We start from the raw sequence: 23,208 nt of genomic DNA, 5'->3' as shown, positions 1-23,208 counted from the left end.
TTTTCCGTTGCAAAACCTTATCTCATCATTGGAACAGCGCTCATCGTGCCAACAGGTCCATTAGGATTATCCTTCATTTGCTGCAGCATGGCGTCACCGTCGGCTTGCCATTTTTTCAGAGCATCCCTGATTTGAATTTTGTCCTGTGATGCGTCTTCGAACAAACGACGACCAATATCCTGAACCTGGTAAATATTCGGCTTGTCGCGATAAACCGTGTTATCGGGCTGTGGTGCAGGCGTCAAGGTAGTAAAGGCTTCAATGTGGAATTGCACACCGTCTTTGGGCTTAATGTATTTTTTGCGAGTAACGATATTATAAGAGCTGTTTGCTTTCAGGCGCGCCCAATCTTCACTATTAATGAATTTGATAAACTTCCATGCATCATCTACGTTCTGAGCTTTGGCGTTGACTCCCATAATCCCGTTCATGCTCATATACCCTCCTACATCAGGAGCCTCAGGATGAACCGGCAAGGTAACGACATCCCAATCAATCGGCGTAAAGCTCTTAACATTCTGGGCACTTTTATTGGCGTTCGTAATTTGACTCAGTTGACCATAGTTAATAATCGACATCGCCACACGTCCAGATAAGAAATCGTCGTACTGGAATGGGTTAAAATCGGCACCACCCGGATTCGACATTTTGGCTCTCATGGCTGCCTGATCGAGCTGTTCAGGCAGCACTTTATCCTTTTTCAGCTGCAGCATCGTTTTCCAGATCTTTTCCCATTGATCGGTATCGACCGTCATTTTATCGCCCTTCTCATCGTACATCCTTAGCTGAAGAGGAGCTGTGTACATCTGAATCGAATAGAACAAGTCGCCCATCGATTGGGTCGAGAAGGAAAATCCGTATTTGCGGTTTTCACCCTCGCCTTTACCCAAGCGTCTTCCCAGATCAAAAGCTTCCTCCCACGTCATTTTGTCTTTGGGATAGGCTACTCCGGCTTCATCAAACATTTTTTTGTTATAGACAAGCGCAGAGGAGTTAAAGGTTGGGGCCAAAGCATACAGCTTGCCATCCCCTAATTTTTTCAAACCTTCGATGACAGCAGGAACCATGTCGGAGGTATCGAACTTGTCCTTGGTAATCATCGGATCAAGCTGAGTCAGCAAGTTGTTGCTGATCAGTTCAGGCAGCTGATCATAACCGACCATGACCACATCGGGCGGATTGTCACCCTGCATGACTTCTTTGAGCTTATCGAGTGGATCGACCTGCTTTTTACTTGGGTCCGGCCGGCCATACCGAGCGCTCTCGTCTATGGTTGATACGATTTCCAGCTTAATATTAGGATTCGCATACTCAAAGATCTCTGTAAATTGCTGGCGGAAATATTCATCCTCGCTGCCGCCCATTGTCGTTGCGATACGGAGAACCCGCTCCGTTTTGTCCGATGCCCCCGGCATTTTTGTGCAGGCCGCCAGCAGCGGAATCGTGAGTCCCGCACATATGGACAGCAGCATAGCTTGCTTAACCCATGGTTTCATTAACTAAAATCCCCCTTTGTAATAGTTGCTGCTTAAATTCGGCTTTCTGTGGTTGTCCTTATGTAATTGACTTAAGTAGTTGTTTGAGGCACTTCTGATTTATGTGTATATAATGAAGACGCATGAAGTCTTCGAAATACATCAGGACAAGCTCTTAGGAGGGCGAATAATGATCTTTTCCCCATCAAACTCCATTGACGCCTTGCTATCAATTTTCAGTGCCTGTAAATAGGCCTTCGGAATTTGCAGCCGTCCGGCACGATCCAGCACGACATATTCCTCATGCACATCCTGCATCGAATGTAAACCGGAAGACTCTTCAGCCCCCGCCTCATCCAGATTCGGATTGCGCTTAATGAACTCCGTGCTGGTCATCCCATCGCGAATCGCCACAACACGATCCACCTTGCTCGCGAGCTCCATATCATGAGTTACAATAACAATCGTAACACCCAGCTCACGGTTCAGCTTGCGAAAAATATCCATGATCATATCCGAGGTTCGAGTATCGACTGAGCCCGTTGGTTCATCCGCCAGCAGCAGTGTCGGTTTGTTGGATAAGGAAATCGCAATCGCTACCCGCTGCTGCTCGCCTCCAGAAAGCTGCTGCAGCTTATTCCCCATTCGCTCCTTAAGGCCAACCCATTCCAGCAGCTGCTTGGCGTAGGCTCTGTCATATTGACCACTCAACATCATCGGCATTTCGACATTTTCCAGCGCGGTCAGGTAAGGAACCAGATTGCGGGCGTTATTTTGCCAAATAAATCCAACGGTTTTACGCTTGTATTGGACAAGCTCCTCGTCAGTGATTTTCAGCAAATTCCATTCTCCAACCTGAACCTGCCCTGCCGATGGACGGTCAAGACCTCCCAATATATTCAGCAATGTGGACTTCCCACTGCCGCTGTTGCCGATTATCGCCATCATTTCGCCGCTAGCAACAGAAATATTAAGACCTTTGAGAGCGACGACCTCGATCTCGTCGGTTTTGTATATTTTGACAAGCTCTTCACAGCTGATCATCGCTTATTTCTCCTCTCCCAGCTTCACAGCTTGATGAACACGCAGCCTGCGAATATGCAGGAACAGCAGTGCAGCACCCGTCAGCATCATGAATGCCACGACAATATATAACTGATCGGTATCACGGGCATTAAATACAACACGGAACGGTGGAACCTGTGTCTGCACATTTTCGGCCGTCTGCAAGAAGGGCAGGAATAAATAACTGGTCAGCTTCCCAATTCCAATACCGAGAGCGATAGACAGCCCAGCTGTAAAGCCCTGCTCCAATAAAAGCATTCCCGTCAGCTGTCTACGAGAAAGTCCCATCGCCCGCAGCACGCCAAACTGCACAACTCTGCTGGAAAGATTGAAAAACCAATACAGGATATAACCGATTAACGACACAAGCACAGAAACGAGAAATCCAAGACTCAAAATGCCAAATACGCCACCACGGGATGGATGCTTTTTCTGGATAATCAGTTCGTTGCGTACATCTTTCACACTGGCAATTTCAATCTGTTTGGCTGTCAATGCTTCGACAATCGGCGTAACCTTCGCACCGTCCTTCATTTTTAACCACACCTCATAAGGAACGATCGGGGCCTGATCATAGATGTATTCCAGATTAGCAATGAAAAAGGGGGTTTGATCCGGATATTGACTTGGCCAATAAGGAACCGTGGCAACAACGACAAACTCCACCTGCTGCTGTTGAATGGAAATATTAATGATGTCCCCTTCCTTGATGTGATTCTTCTCGGCAAAGGACGTGGGAATAATGACAGCCTGCTCATACGTGCCAAGCAGATTCAGGTAAGCATTGGGATGCGCCTTGAACAAATCCTTGCGAAACCAGGCGACTTTGGCAAAATCCACGTTATCGATTCCCATCAGCATGCCTTGCCCTAATGATTTTCCGGAAACCACGATATTACCTTTGGTCCGTAACACTCGTGCTGCGTGGTCAATGCCTTCCGTCTGCTGGAAAACAATAAATGGAGGCTCCACATATCGCAGCTTGGGAGGAGGTCCTTCCATGCCACTGCCAGCGCCACCGGGTGCGCCTCCGCCCTGCTGACCGGAACCGCTATTACCCCCACCTGGAGAGCCACCGGTCCCACTTCCGCTATTACCACCATTTTGACCTGCACTTTGATCCTGTGGAAGCTCATCGGATACTCCAGTCCAGACCGCCTGCACAATCACATCCGAACCATAGGCATACAGAGTGCGATCCGTGGAATTCAAATCGATGGTTCTGGCCGCGGATGCATTGTACACACCAAGCCCCAAGGTCAAAATAAGCAGCAGCATCAGCGGGTAATAAGACCCCGCCGAACGTGACAGTTGCGTCAATGTCAAATAAATCGGTACCGGCAGGAATCGCTTGCCTATCCAGCTCCATAGGCGGAGCAGCCACGGAAACAGCCGCAGAAAAAACAATCCCAAGGAAATAATCGATAAGGCCGGTACAAAAAACAGCAACGGATGCACCTGTAGTTGATCGGTAGTAAGTCCTGTCTGAGCCGTGAGCAGCTGCCGTTGGTCGAACAAGTAGTAACCATAACCTACTAAAGCGATCAATCCAACATCCAGAAACCATTTTTGCCAAAATGGCGACCGGTCGGCACGAGCCAGCTTCTGCTTATAGCTGACAATGGAGGATCGTGCATATACAATGGCTGGTATGACGCTGGCCAGGATCGCTATGAAGACAGCCGCACCCCCGTACAGCAAAGCTTCGGTCGAGACACCTACCGGTACCGATTGGCGGTCAACGAAGGTTAGAAAGCCGCTGGAGGAGCCTATGCTCTTGGCCATAAACCAGCCGAGCATAGGACCTACGATTAACGCGATCACCCCCAGAAGAAACCCTTCAAGCAAATAGATGCCAATAATTTGTCGGGTACTGCCACCCCGGCTTCGCAGAACAGCAATTACACTGCGCTGTCGATCCAGAGATTGACGCGCATTCATCACAATGTAATAAAAAACCATCGCAATCATGGGTGCAGCCAATGTAAACAGCAAAATTTGCAGCTGCAGACTCTGCGATCTGAACTCCTGCAGAATAGGAATAAACGATAAATCGACCCGTGTATTTTTCAGTTTCTGAAACAAGGTGATATCCAAACGCTCCAGCTTATTTTGCAGCGGAGACAATTGACTTGTCTGAATCTCACGTAGGTCAAAAGCATAATACCAATTGGCCAAATTGAGCGGAATTTTTTTCTGTTGAAGTATGTAGGTTTGAAATGACTGCTCACTCATAAAGAGGGTATTAACCAACCCCTCCATGCCTTGAAACCAATACGGATCGCCTTCCTTGCCCGCTTTGACCGTACCCACTATCTTAATCTTGAGCGGTGCGATACCTAATCCCCCGCTAATGGGATAATTGAATACATCACCAATATGCATATCGTTACGAAACATCGCTTCTTCCAAAATAACAGCTTCAACGATACCGTTTTGAATCTGATCCGCATACCATTGCCCCTGTACGATCTCGATTTGCTCCTTCAAACCGCTTTGTGACATCAAGGTCATCTGGCGTTTTTTGCTTGGATCCACGGTTTGGGGGTTATCGGGTGCCAGCTGGGAGGAGCGGATCGAATAGCTGCGGACATAGGCCTGATTAGGAAAGGCAACGTCCTTAGGAAGCTCGGTTTGAATATATTGATCCACGTCGGCAAGTGCATCCAGATCTGCTTTCTCGCTCCCCGTTGCCTGATAACGAATCAGCAGTGATCCTGCCGGCAGTCCATTGCTCTTCTCTTCCAGCGATTTGCTGACCACTCGCTTCAAGGAGCCATCGGCATACATCGGTATGCTTGTCGTGAAAGCAACAGCCATGATCAAGCCGAGCAGTGAGCTTATCGTTAGCCAGCGCGTGTTCCACATCTTGCGATATAAAAACCGAAGCATCGGTATCGACATTATCGACCCACAACTTTCTGCCCCGGCGTTAGTCCCTTAAGAATTTCCACATCCGTCGATGTTTGCTGGCCGATCTCTACATCCACTTCTTTTTTGTTCCCCTGCTCGTCTACAAGCTGCACATAGTTTCGTCCCGAATAGGAACGTAAGGTAGATAAAGGAATCGTGACCGCGTTTTCCTTGCGCTGGATGATGACCGACACACTGAGCCGTGTACCCCGATTCAGTCCTGGCGGAAAAGGATCCAGCTGTACAACCAAATAATTGTCAATCGTATCCGGTGTAGGCTGCCCATTGCCTCCCTGACCACCAACACCGCCATTACCTGTATCTACCTTAGGATTAGGCAGCTGAAGTACTTTTCCTTTGTGCTGACCTGCAGCATTAATGTCCACAACTACCTCCATACCGACCGCGACCTTTTTCAAGTCATCCGCACTTAAGCTCCCAACAACGGTTAGCTGAGACAAATCGGCAATCGTGGCAACGGCATCATATGCTTGTGCGGTATCACCCTTTTTCAAAAATACAGAAACAATCGTACCGGCATACGGTGCCGTCAGCTTCGCCTTGGCAATTGTGTTCTCCAGCTTGTTCAATTCCTCACGTTTCAGTTCAAAATCGATTTTTGCCTGCTCCAGCGACTCCACAGTCATCTCATCGGCTTTGCGCAAGGTTTCGATCATAACAAGCTCATCCTTGCGTGTTTGCAGACGCTTCTGCTTCAGCTGGCTCTCCTGCTCCGTCACATCAAGCTCGGCAATAATCTGACCTTGCTCCACCTTGTCGCCGCTTTTCACCAGAACACTCTTGATTCTGCGGCTTGCTTCATCGGTAAAGTACAGATCTTCCTCCTGAGTAGCCATCAGCTTGCCAGAGCCGTACACCTTGGTTTCCAGTATATCGGTTTTCACGATGTACTCCGGTTTTTTGGATAGCTTGGGAGCTGTTATGACCGGCAGCTTCTCCTCTTCATCCTCCTTTGGCAGCAGGGAGCAGCCCGATACAAGCACTAGCACAGCCGCTAAACAAGCGATTGCGACAGGCCGCACGGACAGACTACGTGCTGATAAATTTTCCATCCACCATTTCGAATACATGGTCGGCAACCTCCATAATTGTCGGATCGTGTGTCGTCATACATATCGTTACTTGTTCGGTTGTAATAATGTCACGAAATACCGCCATCACCTGTGCACCCATCTGGGAATCCAGCTCTGCGGTCGGTTCGTCGGCCAACAACAAAGAAGGTTTATGCGCTATCGCTTTGGCAATAGCCACACGCTGCTGCTCGCCTCCCGATAATTCGAAAGGACGGTGATGCATACGTTTGGAAAGACCTACCAGGTCCAGGCAATGGGCAGCACGCTGCTTCCATTCTGAACGCGGAACCCCTGCCATTCGCAGCGCCAGTTCAACATTTTCCCAGGCAGACAGCAAGGGCATCAAGGCATACGATTGAAAAATAAAACCGATCTCCCTGCGACGAATTTGTGTGCGCTGATCGTCACTGCAGCGATGAAACGGATGGTTAAGAAACATAATCTCACCCGTATTAGGCTGATCCAGCCCTCCGATCAAATTCAGCAGTGTAGTTTTACCTGAGCCTGAACGGCCTTTGAGCATGACCAGCTGCAGCGGATACAGGGACATGTTGATGCCTTTGAGTACATGCAGTTGACTGCCTCCAACGGGAAAGGAACGCTCCACTCCCGATACGGTAAGAATCGGCTGGGTAATGTCAAAACGCTGCTCAATGATAACCTTTTCCGCCTTCGGAGCCACAGCACCAGCATTCATGACAGGTTGTAAATCAGTTTCTGTATTGAGCTCCCGCCCTACAGAAACCTTGCTTGTTTGGTTTTTTGGACGAAGCCAACCTATCATTTTGATCCCCCTATAAGTATTTTTCCAGGTATCGCTACCCATAAGAATAACGAATTATGTAAGCTTCCAATAGCACTCTTCATCAAAACAGCCAGCTTCATCATGACTCGCCAAGTTTCCATGAACCAACCTGGTTTTCCCTATTCTTCCAGCATACAGCAGCTTGACCTGCGAATAACAAAATGATCTCCCCTAATCTTAGACGAGGCGAATCGGCAAAAGGTTACAGAAACAGGATAAAAATTAGCTGGTCTGATGAATACTATCGAATTTCGTTGAATCATCAACCATGCATTGATAAACAAATCGAATTGTTATATAATTACAGGTCAACATATTTTCACCTTTATCTGTAAAGACGTCATTTTATCAGGCTTTACCATGCTGTAGAAGACTTCGGGGGGGGGGTACTATTTATGTCATCATCACTAATAGAACAGCTCATGCAAGCCATTAAAGCGAAGGATATGGAACAAGCAGCCCGCTTACTCAAGGAACATCCAGATGTGGCACGGCACAAGGATTCAGAAGGAAACAGCCCTATCCTGATCGCCCAATATTATGGAGCCAAATCGATAGTTACTTTATTGCTTGACCTCCGTGTAAGCTTAACTATTCATGAAGCCGCTGCAGTTGGCAAGCTATCGGCTGTAGTCGATCTACTTGAGGAGTCACCAGCGCTTATGGACAGCTATTCACATGACGGCTATACACCGCTTGGCCTGGCTGCTTTCTTCGGGCATAGCACAATAGCCGTAGCTCTCCTTGAGCGCGGCGCTAAAGTCAATACCGTCTCTTACAACACCATGCGTGTGACACCACTTCATTCGGCTGCCGCTGGCAGGCATACTTCTATCGCCGAAGTACTTCTGCTGCATGCCGCAGACCCGAATGCTCGCCAACAAAGCGGTTGGACACCGCTGCATTCAGCAGTACACAACCAGCATATCGGGATGGTTGCACTTCTGCTCAAGCATGGCTCAGACCCACGTATCGCCAACGATGAAGGGGTAACACCTGTCGATATGGCCCGAAATTCCGCTAACATGGAACTGCTTAACCTCCTCACAACGGACTTGGTATAAGGAATACAAGCCGTACTGCATGCTCACCACAAAAAACGGCATCCCCTCATCAGAGGCGAATGCCGTTTTTTTCTGATTCCCTCTTTCAATTCGTAAGAAGCACGCTTAGTGGACCAAAACGGTGAGTTTGGGATACGCAACCTGGATTTCCGCCGCTCTTTTCTGCAGAATATGAAGCTCAAAGTCGGCTGCAAACAGATCCGGATCTGTCTCCACCGTTACACTCGTTCCCGTTTCACCTGTCACTCCCACGACCCGTACGCCTGTTTGTGGAATACCGTGCTTATAATTTTGTCTGTACACATGGCCGTCTCTGCGTATTTCCACAGCTAGTTGATACGATAAAGCATTAACTACAGCAACACTGATCCCTTTTTCACCACCCGCTGCAAAATAGGGTGCACTTAAACCAGGACGCTGAATATCGGTCAGCACTGCCTGTAAATTCGGTTTATCAGGGGCGCTGAGTGCGCTGATCGGAATCCCCCGACCGTTGTCTGCAACAGTCACATTCCGTTGATCATGCAAATAAATATCGATCTGACTGCAATACCCGGATTGGTGCTCCAAAATGGAATTTTCAATTAACGCCCAAACGAGCAAGTAGGGGTCATATTTCGTCTTTCCTGCACCTAAATATAAACCTGCATGATCCCTGGCTTCAGCCATATCCATATAAGTCCCGGTATCCGCCAAATCAGCCGCAGCTGCGAGCAGCAGTAGAACCGGGAGCACCCGATGTGCTGGCAGGCTGTACTCGCCTCCGCGTTCTTCCTGGATGAGCAAATCGGCTCCCATTAATGCTTTTGTATGGTGATACAATTGACCCGTTGTCCCCATATGAAGCCGCCCCACCAAATCCATACCATTGACGGGTTCTTGCAAGACGGACCTTAATATATCCAGTCGCTGCTTGTTGCCAAGCGCTGACAATATCTTGGCCAGCTTCTCGCCATCCTGGTTAAGCAAGCTGCTGATTTGCTGCTCCTGGGCTTTCCACTTGTATTTGATTGTTGAATTTCGATATTGGCCGGAATAATATATGCGACCAGAACCCTCATTTGCTTCGTCATCAGGGTCTGCCGGATCACTTATAATCTCACTTTTCCGACTAGTATCCATCCTGCTTTGCTGCACATACCTTTGCAATTCATTCAATTGCTTCTTCAATTCATCCAATTCCAATCCCAGATCACGAGTCACACGAACACCTCCATATATCATCATTTACGTTATTACGTAATTCAATAATATCATAATTGATCAGTGAAGTCTACCCGCTGTACGGACTCTCAGATCCCTCAAACAAAATGGGAAAATAAAAGAACCTTCAGGCTCACTCTATGAAAGATAGCCAGCAAATGGATCACTTTTTAGAAGTGCCCTCTTGCGGGTTACCCTTCAGTCTTGTGGCGCTAAAGGTTCCTGTTTATTTAGCCTGCTGCAATTTCCGCCCGAAGCTTCCGAATGCTAACCAGCTGAATGCAAAGACAAAGAACTTCAATGGCTGTTTCCAGCTCTTCTAATGAAGGAAATGTCGGAGCTATCCGAATATTCCGATCATTGGGATCCTTACCATACGGATACGTTGCGCCAGCCTGAGTCAAGGTAACACCGGCTTCTGCGGCCAGACTGACTACTGCTTTCGCACAGCCATCCAACGTATTCAGGCTTATAAAGTATCCGCCGCCCGGCTTTTTCCAGGTCGCCAACTGCTTCCCGCCAAGCTCTGCTTCAAGCTTGTTTAACACCGTATCAAATTTAGGTTTAATTAGGGCAGCATGCCGGTTCATGTGCGCTGCGATCTGCTCCAGATCAGGGAAAAACCGAACGTGTCGCAGCTGATTAATTTTATCAGGTCCAATAGTTTGAATAGATAATTGCTTCCGAATATAACCAACGTTAGCGATACTGGCTGCCATCACGGCAACGCCTGAACCAGGGAAGGTGATTTTGGAGGTCGAAGCGAATACGAAGACACGATCCGCATTCTCTGCCGCTTTACACGCTGCAAGCATATTTTTTAACGGATCAGGACGGGCAGTTAAATGATGAACTATATAAGCATCGTCCCAAAAAATTCTGAAATCAGCCGCTTTTGCAGGCATCGCTGCCAATCTGTCTACAACCTTATCGGAATAAGTAACGCCTTCGGGATTGCTATATTTCGGCACACACCAGATACCTTTAATCGAACCATCCTCGCGAACCAGCCGCTCAATCGTATCCATATCCGGTCCATCATCCAGCATATCGATCACAATCATTTCAATATTGAAAAGCTCGCATATCGCAAAATGACGATCATACCCTGGACTCGGGCAAAGAAATTTCACAACCGGCAGCTTCCCCCAAGGGGTCTCACTGCCGTACACACCATGAATCATCGCTCTGGCTATCGTATCATGCATCAGATTAAGGCTCGAATTGCCACCAATGATAATTTCCGTGGAATCCACCTCAAGCAATCGAGCAAATAACGCCTTCGCCTCCGGAATCCCGTCAATACCGCCATAATTACGCAAATCCGTACCGTCTGCAGCGTTCAATATATCGGACGATTGTACAGTATCCAGCATTGGCATCGACAGGTTTAATTGCTCTGGAGACGGCTTGCCCCTGGACATATCCAGCTTCAACCTTCGATTTTGGTAAGCATCGTATTGTTCTTGTATGTTCAATTCAGCTTCGGCCAATTCGTTGGCGCTCAAATCACTAAGTGCACGCATTCCGATGACTCCTTATCACAGTCGTACCGCTGCTGTGGTTACGATCTGTTTATTAGTATGATGTTTCATCCGTCATGGAGGCTTCAATTAAGCGAATAGCGCTATCATCTGGAGCGAAATTTCTGTGAATGCTCCTTGGCCTGCTCAACGGTTGTAATCCGATTGCGGCTCCATTCCAGCAAAATCCGGTCAATGTAGCGAAAATGCACCTTGCCTGCAAATACCGCTTCCTTCAGTCCAGCCAATATCAACGGCTCCATATATTTGTCTTTGTCCAGCCAACCCGTGATCGATTCGAGCTCCATCGGTGTTAACGGACGGGCAAACTCTTTTTCGAATATCGAAAAAATATCCTTGCGTGTTTCCGGTTCAGGCTCCATCGCTTTTTTGCGCTGCAGTTCCTCCTCATACCAGAAACCGGCCAATCGTTCCAGCAGCGGATCCAGATTGTATTTCTCTCCCTGAATGCCGCTGATCGGGTCAACCGCTTCATCAATAGTCAGATGGCCCGCCTTCAACAGCTTTTGCAGCGAAGCAATGACTTTTTCTGGCGTTACGGACATACGTCCCTGCAGTTCCTCAAGCGTTGGAAACTCCTTGCGTTCTTTTTCCATAAATGCCAACACATGAATCATCAGCATCACATCGACTTCCGTCAGCTTCAACTGATGATAATGCTTGATCAGCAGGTAAGGGACACCGATATGTCCCGCCTTCCAGCCAGCTGCAAAAGCACTCAGCAGCTCCTGCCGCTCACGATCCTTCTCATTTTGTTTCATCAATCCACCTCTTCACGCCAAACCATTAAGGATACAACCGGTACAACAACCGCGGGAATGCAATCGTCTCCCGTACATGATCCAATCCACAAATCCAGGCAACCGTCCGCTCCAGACCGAGTCCAAAGCCGGAATGCGGTACGGTACCATACTTACGTAAATCGAGATACCATTGATAAGCTTCCTTGGAAAGCTCATGCTCCGCAAAACGCTGCTCCATCAATTCGGGATCGTCAATCCGCTGGCTGCCGCCAATAATTTCCCCGTAGCCCTCAGGTGCGATCATATCGGCACACAGCACAACTTCAGCACGATTCGGGTCCGGCTTCATATAAAATGCTTTGATTTCTGTAGGGTAATTCGTAATAAATACCGGCTTGTCATAGCTAGCTGCTATCGCCGTTTCGTGCGGTGCACCAAAATCCTCACCCCATGCAAATTCATGTCCGTTTGCTTGGAGAAATTGGGCCGCTTCGTCATACGATATTCTTGGAAAAGGTGCTGTGATGCTTTCAAGCTTGGTCACATCGCGTTCCAGAACCTCCAGCTCCTTGCGGCAGTTGTGCAGTACGGATTGGACGATATGCGAGACGAACTGCTCTTGGATAACGAGACTTTCCTCATGGGTCACAAACGCCATCTCCGGCTCAATCATCCAGAATTCGATCAGATGACGGCGTGTCTTGGACTTTTCCGCCCGAAAGGTAGGTCCGAATGAATACACGCGTCCCAATGCCATCGCTGCCGCTTCCATATACAATTGACCGCTTTGCGTCAAATAGGCGTCCTGGTCAAAATACTTCGTAGCAAACAAATTCGTCGTCCCTTCGCAGGAGGAAGGGGTTAAAATCGGAGGATCGACCAATTGAAAGCCGCGCTCGTCAAAAAACTGCTGTATCGCACGGATGATTTGTGCACGAACCACAAGGATGGCGCGCTGACGCGGCGCACGAATCCATAAGTGGCGATGATCCATCAAGTAATCTACACCATGCTCCTTGGGCGTAATCGGATATTCTTCGGTAATCTGAATAATTTCAATACCCGTCACATTCAGCTCATAGCCGCCCTTACTGCGAGTATCCTCCCGAACGGTCCCTGTAACATACAGCGAGCTTTCCTGCGTTAGCTTGACGGCTGCTTCCCAGACCTCGGTCGACACCTCGCTTTTCACAACTACGCCCTGAATGTAGCCGGAGCCGTCCCTCAGCTGCAAAAACTGAATTTTGCCGCTGGAGCGCTTGTTGTGCAGCCAACAACCCATTTTCACTGTTTCGTTAGCGTGCTTCTCAACCTCTCGAATCATCGTTAAGTGTGAACTCATTGCTTGATCCCTTCCTTCCTGAATCTCATTTACAATGCTAATCCGTAGGCTATAATCCATATCCGCTACATCCATTATATCCATTTTCCAGCAAAAGTTTGTTCAAAAAAATCCTCTTTTGATCGCGAAGTCTCACACACAAATTCGGCTTATAGTTGACATGTACTTTTTATACTTTCTGCCGAGCCAATATTAATCGATATGTATCACGAGCAATGACCAATTCCTCATTCGTAGGAATGACCAGTACTTTTACACGTGATCCCGCGGTCGAAATTGCCCGATCTCCATGCGTACGTTGTCCGTTTGCTTCCTCATCAAGCTCCAGCCCCAGGAACGTCAAGTTCCGACATACCGCTTCACGAAGAATCGATGAATTCTCACCGACTCCTGCCGTAAACACAAGGACATCCAGTCCGTTCATAGCCGCGGCATACGAGCCAATATATTTACGCAAGCGATACTCATACATATCAAAAGCCAAAACGGCACTCCCATCACCTGCAGCCATCGACTGTTGAATTTCCCGCATATCGCTGCTTAAACCGGAAATCGCCATTAAACCGCTATGCTTATTCAACATCGAATTGACCTCATTCATCGTCAGTTCCTCTTTGCCCATCACATAAGGGACAATGGCCGGATCAATGTCTCCACTGCGAGTGCCCATCATCAATCCTTCGAGCGGTGTCATTCCCATACTCGTGTCAACGGATTGACCGTTAAGTATCGCGGCGCAGCTTGCTCCATTGCCGATGTGGCAGGTCACCATCTTCAGCTCGGCAAGCGGTTTCCCTATGAATCTGGCAGCCCGTTCGCTCACATAATCATGTGATGTTCCATGGAAGCCATAACGCCGGACCTGATGCTTTCGGTATAAAACAAGTGGAATCGGATACAGATAAGACTTCGCAGGCATCGTCTGATGAAAGGCCGTATCGAATACAACAACCTGAGGAACATCAGGCATATTCAACTCTACCGCGTTAATACCAAGCATATGCGCAGGATTGTGCAGCGGGGCAAGATCAAACAATCGCTTGATTTCCCGCTTGACCTCGTCATTGACAATCACGGAGCTGGAGAACGATTCGCCCCCATGGACGACGCGATGACCAACCGCATCAATATCGGATGAAGAAGCAAGCACCCCGTGCTCCTTGTGCACTAGTATATCCAGCACCTTGCGAATTGCCGTAGTATGCTCCAAAATCTCGGCTACCTCGCGAATTTCAGTCCTGCCTGCAGGCTCATAGCTTAGAATCGCCGAATCCATCCCGATCCGTTCAACTCTGCCGCTGGCCAGCACCTCTTCATTAACCATATTGTACATAAGAAACTTCAATGATGAGCTTCCCGCATTAATAACCAAAATATTCATAGACGATCACCATCCCTGTCATACCGGAAAAAGCCTTGTCCTGTTTTCGTGCCGAGCTCCCCCGCCCGGACCATTTGCTTCAACAATACGGCCGGTCTATATTTAACATCTCCGAACTCCCGGAACATCCGCTCCATCGCCACCAGCACGGAATCCAATCCAAAGCGGTCTGCCAGCTCCAACGGACCATAATGGAAGTCGTAGCCCAAACGCATCGCCATATCAATATCCTCAGCACTAGCCACTCGCTCTGACAGCGTATGCATCGCTTCATTAATAAGTACGCAGATGAGTCTAGTCGTTACGAAACCTGGAGATTCATAGACCTGAACACCATGCTTTTGGATCGTCGTCTCAACAAATTTCTTCGTTTGTGAGAACGTTTCTTCTGAAGTTTTTAATCCTCTAATAATTTCCACCAGATGGATGCGGGATACCGGATACAAATAATGCATACCAATTACCCGTTCCGGGTGCGCTGTGGATGCCGCAATTTCAGTCAGACTGAGTGTCGAGGTGTTGCTAGCCAGAATGACTGGTGGCGGACATAGCATATCCAACTGCTGAAACAACAGCTTCTTTTGTTCCAAATCCTCACTAATCGACTCTATGACCATATTGCAGTCCGTTAGCAAGTCCATATCGGTACTTTTATGAATTCGGGATAAAATCAGCTTTTTCTCAGCAGCCGTAATCGCCCACTTTTCCATCTGCTTATCCAGACTATTTTCAATATGCTCCCCCGCTTGCTCCAGCTTCTGTGTCGTTCTGTCTATTAAAATCACATCGAGGCCGTGTGCCGCCAGCATCTCCGAAATTCCCTGTCCCATGGTGCCTCCACCAACAACACCAACCTTGTTCCACTGCATACAACAGTCCTCCCCGGGCGCATGATCTCTTTTTCTATACGAACTCCTATCAGAGTCATTATACACAACATAGAGTCGAAAAAAAAATAAGAAAATCGGCAAACAAACAAAAAGCCCGCGACTGCCACAGCAGCACGAGCTTTCCATAAATCTTCTATATGAAACTAGTCATTTATACGCCGTTTATAGCAACGATCTTTTTGGTATCTTGCGATTCAAATGCAGCAATAATAACGTTCAATGATTTCAAACCTTCTTCTCCTGAAATGCGTGGAGGTGTAGATGTCACCAGACTTTCAACGAACTCATCAATAACGCCGCTCGTTACCTGTTTTTCGTTAGTCGCCATGGCTCCTACTCTATGTTTTTCTACGGAACCATCTCTCATCAGAACAATAACTTGATCCTCAGGGTCTGTACCAATTTGCAAGCAGCCGTTCTCGCACCATAGAACTGTACTGTTATCTTGACCTTTGTAATAAGTCCAACTCGCTACAAGCGTTCCGATCGTGCCGCTCTTCATACGCAGCAAACAAGTTGAGTTATCATCGCAGTCTGTGCCTTCTTTGTGTAAAGTACCTACAAAAGCTGCCACTTCAACAACTTCATCTTCGAGCAGCCAACGGATCAGGTCGGATTTATGTACGCCAAGGTCGCCCATTGCGCCCATAATGGCTTCTTCTTTACGGAAAAACCAGCTGTTGCGTCCATCGATACTCCAGCCCTCCGGACCCGGATGTCCAAAGGATGTGCGGAACGTTAATACTTTACCCATTTTGCCTGATTCGAGAATTTCTTTGGCTTTAACATGGGGAGGCATCAAACGTTGGTTGTGACCTACCATCAAGTACACATTGTTGGCTTTAGCCGCTTCAATCATAGCCAGTGCATCGGCTTCATTGGTTGCCATCGGTTTTTCAACCAGTACATGCGCACCGGCATTGGCAGCAGCAATAGAAGCAGGAGCATGCAGGATGTTCGGCAAACAAACACTAACTGCATCCGGCTTCTCTGTGCTAAGCATTTCTTCATAATTGGTATAAGCTTTGGCTCCGTATAAATCTGCATAATGCTGAGCACGTTGATTCACAACATCACAAAAAGCAATCAATTCCACATTCGGATTGTCCGCATATTCAGGGATATGTCTTTTTTCAGCAATGGAACCACAACCGATAACAGCTACTCTAATTTTACTCAATTTTCTCAACTCTCCCATTCGACTATGTTGGCTTGACCAATTGACATCGTTAATTTTCTATTGCGAAAATGCAGACAGGTAATGCTCTTTAACCCATTGCAGACTTGTCGCTACACTTTCAATCGGCGGGTTCGCGCAGCGGTCCTGTTCCACGATCAGCCATTCGACACCAGCGTCAGAAGCGGCTTGAATTACATTTTGTAGATCCACTTCGCCTTTGCTCAGCTCCACTGTGTCCATTTGAGCCTCAGGCCCTCTTTTGAAATCTTTTAAATGCAATAATGGCAGTCGGCCTGTATAGCTTTTGATATATTGAAGCGGGTCTTGACCTGCGAACTGTACCCAACAAACGTCCATTTCTACAAGCACATTCTCAGGGGTAGTAGCGGTATACATCGCATCAAATACAAACTCATCGCCGATTTTCATTTCGAATTCAAACGCATGGTTATGGTAAGCAAATTTAAGTCCTGCTTCACGCACGATTTGACCTGCATGCTCAAAAAATTCGAACAGCGTTTGCCAAGCTTGCGGGCTTTGACGGTCCTCTGCAACAATATGTGGAATGATGTAATATTCAGCACCAATCGTTTTCAGGTAAGCGATTTCTTTTTGAATGTGGGCGCGCGTATTGACCAGGCTCACATGAGCACCAATGGCTTTAAGATTTAGTTCCTGCAACAGATCTCTCAGTTCTTCAGCTTCCAAACCGCCGTAACCCGCAAACTCAACACCTTCATATCCAAGCTCTGCCACACGGCGCAAGGTTCCGCGAAAATCCTCAGCCATTGCATCACGAAGCGTATACAACTGTAAGCCAACACCCATTCTTCTCATATCGGTTAGGTCTCCTTCAAAAGTATTTGTATTTGATTCCATTGTAATCAATAATGCCCTATAATAGCTATGAACGATGTGGTTATCACATGAACGATCTGGCTACAAAATCAAACGAGGTGTTATCGTGCACTCCCATATATTAACCTGCGGTTACTCGTATCATTCACAAAAATTCACCAACAGCTATAAAGAAGGCGTAACCACCTATTTGTTCCGGCTGCAAACCGAAGGCTGCTGCTATGCACAGGTCAACGGCAATATGACATTGATCGAAACCGGCGATCTCCTCTTGTTCAAGCCGGGTGATGCATATGATCTAAGGGTCGACGAGCATACGAACAAGCTGCAGCAATCCATTGTCTCAAGTGGTGACTACTATATTATGTGTAAAGGCGACTGGATTGACGAATGGTGGGCCAAGTCGAGAAAACCACAAAAGGTACGGATTGCGGTCAATGAACGTATACTTACGATCTGGCGGCAAATTATTTTGGAAAAACGACGGTTTGAAGAAGATAACAAGGAGCTATCCGATTATTTGCTGCGTGCGCTTTGCCTATACATAGATCGTGCGATTACCGAAAACAACTCGCGTCACGGCAGTTCCTTTCTGGCGACAAGAATGAAGAGCTTTATTGAGGAACACGCCATTTTACCGTTGAAAGTTGAGGATGTAGCCCAGCACGTTGGTATTAGCGTCTCCCGAGCGGTCCATCTGTTCAAGGAATGCTTCAATAAAACGATCATTCAGTACACGCAGGAAATCCGCCTATCCACCTCGGTTGAGCGCATGGCCTACAGCTATTTAACATTGGAGCAGATTGCAGAAACCTCCGGTTTTGGCAGCTATTCGTATTTTCACCGTGTGTTTCGCGACAAGTACGGCGTATCGCCCAAGACGTTCAGGATCAACATTCAGTCCGGTCAGCTGGAGAAAAAGGAATTAGAGTCAATGCATTCGTAGAAAAAGCTGAGTCTGTGATAGACAGCCCAGCTTTTCCTGTCTTCTTATTATTCTTTATCGTTGTGATTCTCTGGCTCTTTTGGCTGTTGTTTAGCTGCAGCAACATGTGTAATTTGTTCTGGGTTTATATGATCATACTTTTTAAATAAGCTCTCTAATTCCTTGTTTGAAGTACCTTTGGCTTTTAAATTGTTGTAATACGTGATTGCATCTGGGAAAAGATAGTTATTTTTATCAAGTAATTCTCTTAATCTATTTATATAATCAATTTTATGCCCTATTATTTCTGCAGAAATTAAATCTTCCATAGCTTCCTTCATCTTTTTTAGCCTCACGTAGGTGTAGGCTCTGTTTGAATGATACAATTGGTATCCAGGATTTATTTCTAAAGCAGATGTGTAATCCTCAATAGCTTTCTCAGCCCACACTTCTTTATTTTCCGCTGTTTCTATTATATACATATTACTATAACTAATTGCTCTGTTATTGAAGTCATCGCTATCTCGTTTAATATCTGCAGATGGTAATTTCATTAAATTTATTACTTCATTAAAAAAGTCTATTGCTTTTTCAAGCTGCAGCCGGTAATCCTGATTATCAGGTATATTTCTTTCTTTATATAATTCACCTAAATAATAGCTCGCATTACCTGCATTCCTGTAGTAGATCCTTTTACTTGCAGGCCTATCTGATTTCACTAATGCTAGCTCGAAGTTGTAAATAGCGGTCCTATAGCCTTCTATAACTTTTCTTTCATAGTAACAAATACCTAAATAGTTATAGTATTTCGAAGGAATAAAATCATCAGCCGCTCTTCGAATGGAACATTCAAAGAACACTAGTGCCCTTTCAGTTTTTTCCTTATCATAGTGAGCCTTCCCCACCATAAACAACCAATCTGAATCAACAATACTAGATTCCAAAAGAATCTGTTCCTTTTCTTCTAGCTTGCCTGTATCCTCCTGTTCTTCCTGATTAATCATATCGATTGCTTCCTGAGCGAACGAAATAAGCATCTGCTCGTTTTCAAGCTCCGGAATCAAATCGACCATGCCATCTTCGGATATAATAATGATGACACATTTTTTCCCTTTAGGATGCTTTTTATCGCTTGTATCATTCTTAAGCTTTTGAAGATAGCGATGTGCTGAATTAAACCTGGCTCCACGAGCGGCATCACCTATCTCCTTGATTGCGATCCCATCCAAAATAACACCAATAGCATGACATCGACCATCCGTATCGAAGTAAATAGCCCCGTCAATGGAAGTCAAATATTTGATATAGTCGGGATTAATATATCCGGGTTCTATAAGAGTGGATTGATTGCCAAGCTTGTCGAGCTCGCTGATTGCCGTATCTTTATCTGTAATCACAACCATAGTGCCATGTTTTTGTTCTTTTGCTTTTCTAACGATTTGATCAAGTTTAGCTATTTTTTCTCTATCGATCGTCTTTCCTTCCTCATTAAATTCCTTAGTCAGAAGTTTGTAGAGCTTCTCGTATGTATAGCCTTCTTCTCCCAGCCTTGGATTTTTAAAAGAAACCGAGACGAGCTCAGGTTCCAGTAAACGAAGCTTGGCGTGAAAAAATTTTTTCTCCTCTTCTATAAATACCTTGCCTGCATTCAACTCTTCTTCTTCAGTGCAAATATAGACCAGGCTGTATTTGGATATCCCCTTGAAATCCACCCTTATAGCCAAGGCACTTTTTTGCATATTCCAATTAATTTCTCCAAGTCCATAAATCTCGACACCATCTGATATGAGATAAAGATGCTCAGAATGATTAGTCAATTCGAGCAGCTTGCGAATACGTTTGGCATCGTCCAGACGAATACGTTTTTTTTCTTTAAATCGAACTGTGAAGTTAATTAGATTGGGTCTTACAATTACATCACTGTTCATAAATAATATCGAACCAAATGGATTCGCATTCTCGTAGGTTTTCGTAGAAATATCATCCAGCTTTTCGAGTAAATCATGAACATAATATTCACTGCTAAGTGTGTTTTCATATTCAGCCTCGTATTCCCGATCAGCTTTTTCCCATTGAAGATAGCCTTGCATTTTACCGAAGAAAAGCCTTGTCATTCTTCTGTTAAACTCAAGACTGTTCTCGTTATATTTGCTTTCCAATTCATCACTGCTTGCCTGAATAGCCGAATTTTCATTAACAGCAAAATAATCGAGAAAGTAATAGTCCACAACCATTTTTAAAAACGAATAATTTCGGTTTGTATAGAAATGCAGCTGGGTATCCCGTTCCACGTACTGAACTTCTAAAACATACACAATGGTATATACAGTATCTCCCTCTTGAAGCTTCAACTTATTGATCGATATAATTCTTGAATCATGGTCCTGATGATCGGGATTAGTCGTTATCCTTTCACCTTTTGTTGTATCATCGGAAGCCGCTACATCAGCTGAAGGATTCTTTTCGGCATGGCTTCGTTTTGCAGTCCAATGTTGAACCAAGTGCTTCTGGGCCGATGCCAAATCCATATCCTTATCGATAGGCAATAAGTCCAGCCTTAGCTCTGCATAAAGATCCTTGATATCCAGAAGCTTGTATTGAGAAATGTGATTACCACTGCCTTCGACCGACACTGTTTTCTTAAGACGTACGATGTGTTGAAATTGATCCTTATCGTCATAAACAATTCCATATAATCTTATATGCAGACGCTTATTGAGCTGTTTTAAAATTTTTTCTAAATTTGAATATACAGACTCATTCAATCTACTCAATTGCTTCTCGCTTATGCTCAATTTTGATGCCCCTCTATAAAAATTAGTTATAAAGACCTATTTCGCTATATTATCATACTATTCTTTATTTTTCATCCATATATCACCAAGTTTGTAGCTTGTTTATACAGAAAACTTCTTGAAGCGCATACTTTCCATCCTTTATACTGATTTTGGAGTGTAAAATCACGGTCCGGTCGGTAGTCCGGGCGCATAAGGGCTTGCAATAGCAGTGCCTTCCTGTCAGTAGCCTTCCCCCCTCGGGATGTCCGTCACTGGATCGGCTACACTAAGCTGGACAGAAAAAATAAGGGCTTGTAGAATAGACCTATCATACTAAGGAGCGGATCTCTACAATGCCTAAACAACAACGACGCACGTTTACAACGGAATTCAAAAAGCAAATGGTGCAGCTCTATGAAAATGGAAAAACCAGAGCAGCGATTGTGGAGGAATATGACCTCACAGCATCTGCTTTAGACCGCTGGATCAACCAAGCTCAGACAACGGGCTCCTTCAAGGAGAAGGACAATCGCTCGTCAGAAGAAGAGGAATTGATAGCTTTGCGTAAAGAGAACCAGCGTCTGAAAATGGAGGTGGATATTTTAAAGCAAGCCGCGCTGATCATGGGACGAAAGTAGCTATCATCCAGAACAACCGTGATAAATACTCGGTATCAGCACTGTGCGACGTCCTGCAAATCGCAAGAAGTACATTTTATTATGACGCCCAAGAACGAGCCACTGAAGATGATGTCACTGAAGCTATTGTGGATATCTTTCTCAAGAACCGAAAAGCCTACGGTACACGCAAGATCAAAGTGAAGCTTTACGAGCGCGGGTTCATCGTCTCCAGACGCCGCATTGGCCGCATCATGAAAGAGCAAGGGCTCGTTTCCACTTACACGGTGGCACAATATAAGCCCCATAAATCGTCCTGTAACGAAGCGACAACGACCAATGTTCTAAAGAGAGAGTTTGAGCAAACGGAAGCTAAACGCTTTGTCGTCAGTGATTTGACGTATGTGAAAGTCCAGAACCGATGGCATTACATTTGTGTGCTAGTAGATCTGTTTAATCGCGAAATTATTGGTCATAGTGCAGGTCCGAACAAGGACGCTGTCCTGATTACCCGTGCCTTCGCAACCGTTAAGAGTGATCTACGCCAGATTCAATGGTTTCATACCGACCGTGGCAGCGAGTTCAAAAATCAAAAGATGGATGAGCTCTTAGAGACGTTTGAAATCGGTCGATCGCTAAGTATGAAAGGCTGTCCTTACGACAACGCTGTGGCTGAAGCCACTTACAAGATCATGAAAACAGAGTTTGTGAACCAGATGAACTTCCAGAGCCTTCGCCATCTGGAATTGGAATTATACGATTACGTCAACTGGTTCAACAAGCATCGCATCCATGGAACCTTAGGCTATATGACGCCTGTTCAGTATCGACAAGAAGCCCTTAAAAAAGTTGTCTGATTTACTGTTGACAATCCATCACTCTAATTTTTATTAGAGGGGGAAGCTGGATGAAGCTTACCGTATATTTTGATGACCTGCTGAAGTTGTGGGTCGGATTGATTGAAGCCGAGGAACACAACCAATTGAAGGCATGCCGCCACTTGTTCGGCAGGGAACCCAAGGAAGCAGAGATTCTCGAATTTATTCAAATCGAGATGCTTCCAATGTTGTCAAAGACGACGCAGTCAATTGATGTGAAGCCACGCCGTGAAGGATACACCAATCCCAAAAGGCTTGCTCGCCTCGCGTCCAGAGAGCTGTCACAACGTGGAGGCTCGACCTATGCGCAGCAGGTAATTCAAATGGAATACGAGCATCGGAAGGTGGAACGACAATCACGTGCCAAAAAGCGGCGCGAAGAGCTTCAGGCTCACAAGTATGAGCTCAGAACGCAAAAGGCCAAACTCAAGCACCGCGGCAAATAAGACATGAA

General features: G+C 46.2%; 18 protein-coding genes. 4 read left to right on the top strand and 14 right to left on the bottom strand.

Annotated elements, in window-relative coordinates; translation table 11 throughout:
- Nucleotides 1-17: 17 nt before the first annotated feature.
- The 5 genes from NST47_RS15305 to NST47_RS15285 all read right to left on the bottom strand — a co-directional run bounded on the left by NST47_RS15305 (nt 18) and on the right by NST47_RS15285 (nt 7,331).
- Complete coding sequence (locus tag NST47_RS15305) at nt 18-1,496, bottom strand: ABC transporter substrate-binding protein (RefSeq protein WP_341155899.1); 1,479 nt, start codon at nt 1,494-1,496, stop codon at nt 18-20.
- Nucleotides 1,497-1,637: 141 nt separating this feature from the next.
- Nucleotides 1,638-2,519: an ABC transporter ATP-binding protein gene (locus NST47_RS15300; RefSeq protein WP_341155898.1), complete on the bottom strand. Its 882-nt coding sequence runs from the start codon at nt 2,517-2,519 to the stop codon at nt 1,638-1,640.
- Nucleotides 2,520-2,522: 3 nt separating this feature from the next.
- Nucleotides 2,523-5,444 (bottom strand): ABC transporter permease, encoded by a 2,922-nt coding sequence (locus NST47_RS15295; RefSeq protein WP_341155897.1) that lies wholly within the window; start codon nt 5,442-5,444, stop codon nt 2,523-2,525.
- Nucleotides 5,444-6,544 (bottom strand): efflux RND transporter periplasmic adaptor subunit, encoded by a 1,101-nt coding sequence (locus NST47_RS15290; RefSeq protein WP_341155896.1) that lies wholly within the window; start codon nt 6,542-6,544, stop codon nt 5,444-5,446. Before NST47_RS15290 ends, NST47_RS15295 begins: the two co-directional genes overlap by 1 nt.
- Nucleotides 6,504-7,331, bottom strand: a complete 828-nt coding sequence (locus tag NST47_RS15285; protein ID WP_341155895.1) for an ABC transporter ATP-binding protein — start codon at nt 7,329-7,331, stop codon at nt 6,504-6,506. The genes NST47_RS15290 and NST47_RS15285 overlap by 41 nt, the downstream gene beginning before the upstream one ends.
- Before the next feature lie 416 nt (nt 7,332-7,747).
- On the opposite strand from NST47_RS15285, the gene NST47_RS15280 reads away from it, so the two are divergent.
- Nucleotides 7,748-8,416, top strand: a complete 669-nt coding sequence (locus tag NST47_RS15280; protein ID WP_341155894.1) for an ankyrin repeat domain-containing protein — start codon at nt 7,748-7,750, stop codon at nt 8,414-8,416.
- Between the two features lie 105 nt (nt 8,417-8,521).
- Here the strand turns inward: NST47_RS15280 and NST47_RS15275 are convergent, their stop codons facing one another.
- The 8 genes from NST47_RS15275 to NST47_RS15240 all read right to left on the bottom strand — a co-directional run bounded on the left by NST47_RS15275 (nt 8,522) and on the right by NST47_RS15240 (nt 17,536).
- A complete protein-coding gene (locus NST47_RS15275; protein ID WP_341155893.1) occupies nt 8,522-9,619 on the bottom strand; it encodes an ATP-binding protein in 1,098 nt (365 codons plus the stop codon).
- A 230-nt stretch (nt 9,620-9,849) separates the two neighbouring features.
- The gene (locus tag NST47_RS15270; RefSeq protein WP_341155892.1) at nt 9,850-11,145 is read right to left on the bottom strand and encodes an aminotransferase class I/II-fold pyridoxal phosphate-dependent enzyme; all 1,296 of its coding nucleotides are present in this window, start codon (nt 11,143-11,145) and stop codon (nt 9,850-9,852) included.
- A 104-nt stretch (nt 11,146-11,249) separates the two neighbouring features.
- Nucleotides 11,250-11,924 (bottom strand): DnaD domain-containing protein, encoded by a 675-nt coding sequence (locus tag NST47_RS15265; RefSeq protein ID WP_341155891.1) that lies wholly within the window; start codon nt 11,922-11,924, stop codon nt 11,250-11,252.
- A 25-nt stretch (nt 11,925-11,949) separates the two neighbouring features.
- Complete coding sequence (gene asnS / locus NST47_RS15260) at nt 11,950-13,248, bottom strand: asparagine--tRNA ligase (RefSeq protein ID WP_341155890.1); 1,299 nt, start codon at nt 13,246-13,248, stop codon at nt 11,950-11,952.
- A 169-nt stretch (nt 13,249-13,417) separates the two neighbouring features.
- On the bottom strand, nt 13,418-14,629 hold the full coding sequence (locus tag NST47_RS15255; protein ID WP_341155889.1) for an acetate/propionate family kinase: 1,212 nt from the start codon (nt 14,627-14,629) through the stop codon (nt 13,418-13,420).
- Nucleotides 14,626-15,498, bottom strand: a complete 873-nt coding sequence (locus tag NST47_RS15250) for a 3-hydroxyacyl-CoA dehydrogenase family protein (RefSeq protein WP_341155888.1) — start codon at nt 15,496-15,498, stop codon at nt 14,626-14,628. Before NST47_RS15250 ends, NST47_RS15255 begins: the two co-directional genes overlap by 4 nt.
- A gap of 172 nt (nt 15,499-15,670) precedes the next feature.
- Nucleotides 15,671-16,699 (bottom strand): Gfo/Idh/MocA family protein, encoded by a 1,029-nt coding sequence (locus NST47_RS15245; RefSeq protein WP_341155887.1) that lies wholly within the window; start codon nt 16,697-16,699, stop codon nt 15,671-15,673.
- Nucleotides 16,700-16,756: 57 nt separating this feature from the next.
- A complete protein-coding gene (locus NST47_RS15240) occupies nt 16,757-17,536 on the bottom strand; it encodes a sugar phosphate isomerase/epimerase family protein (RefSeq protein ID WP_262686642.1) in 780 nt (259 codons plus the stop codon).
- A gap of 76 nt (nt 17,537-17,612) precedes the next feature.
- Here NST47_RS15240 and NST47_RS15235 point away from each other — a divergent pair, with 76 nt between their 5' ends.
- The gene (locus NST47_RS15235) at nt 17,613-18,503 is read left to right on the top strand and encodes an AraC family transcriptional regulator (RefSeq protein ID WP_341155886.1); all 891 of its coding nucleotides are present in this window, start codon (nt 17,613-17,615) and stop codon (nt 18,501-18,503) included.
- Nucleotides 18,504-18,550: 47 nt separating this feature from the next.
- On the opposite strand, the gene NST47_RS15230 is transcribed toward NST47_RS15235, so the two are convergent.
- Nucleotides 18,551-21,277, bottom strand: a complete 2,727-nt coding sequence (locus NST47_RS15230) for a tetratricopeptide repeat protein (protein ID WP_341155885.1) — start codon at nt 21,275-21,277, stop codon at nt 18,551-18,553.
- 335 nt (nt 21,278-21,612) lie between these two features.
- Here NST47_RS15230 and NST47_RS15225 point away from each other — a divergent pair.
- Together NST47_RS15225 and NST47_RS15220 are read left to right on the top strand one after the other, a co-directional pair.
- Nucleotides 21,613-22,733, top strand: a protein-coding gene (locus NST47_RS15225) for an IS3 family transposase (protein ID WP_341155884.1) whose coding sequence is annotated in 2 segments (ribosomal slippage) — nt 21,613-21,862 and nt 21,862-22,733 — 1,122 coding nt in all. Because the reading frame shifts where the segments join, the coding sequence is not laid out codon by codon here.
- Between the two features lie 50 nt (nt 22,734-22,783).
- Nucleotides 22,784-23,200, top strand: coding sequence for a YjdF family protein (locus tag NST47_RS15220; protein ID WP_341155883.1), 417 nt, complete (start codon nt 22,784-22,786; stop codon nt 23,198-23,200).
- The last annotated feature ends 8 nt before the right edge of the window (nt 23,201-23,208 follow it).

Source organism: Paenibacillus sp. FSL H8-0034 (assembly GCF_038000305.1).
Lineage (GTDB): Bacteria > Bacillota > Bacilli > Paenibacillales > NBRC-103111 > Paenibacillus_S.
Note: the sequence above shows the minus strand (reverse complement) of the source record. Positions and strands in the feature narration are given on the sequence as shown.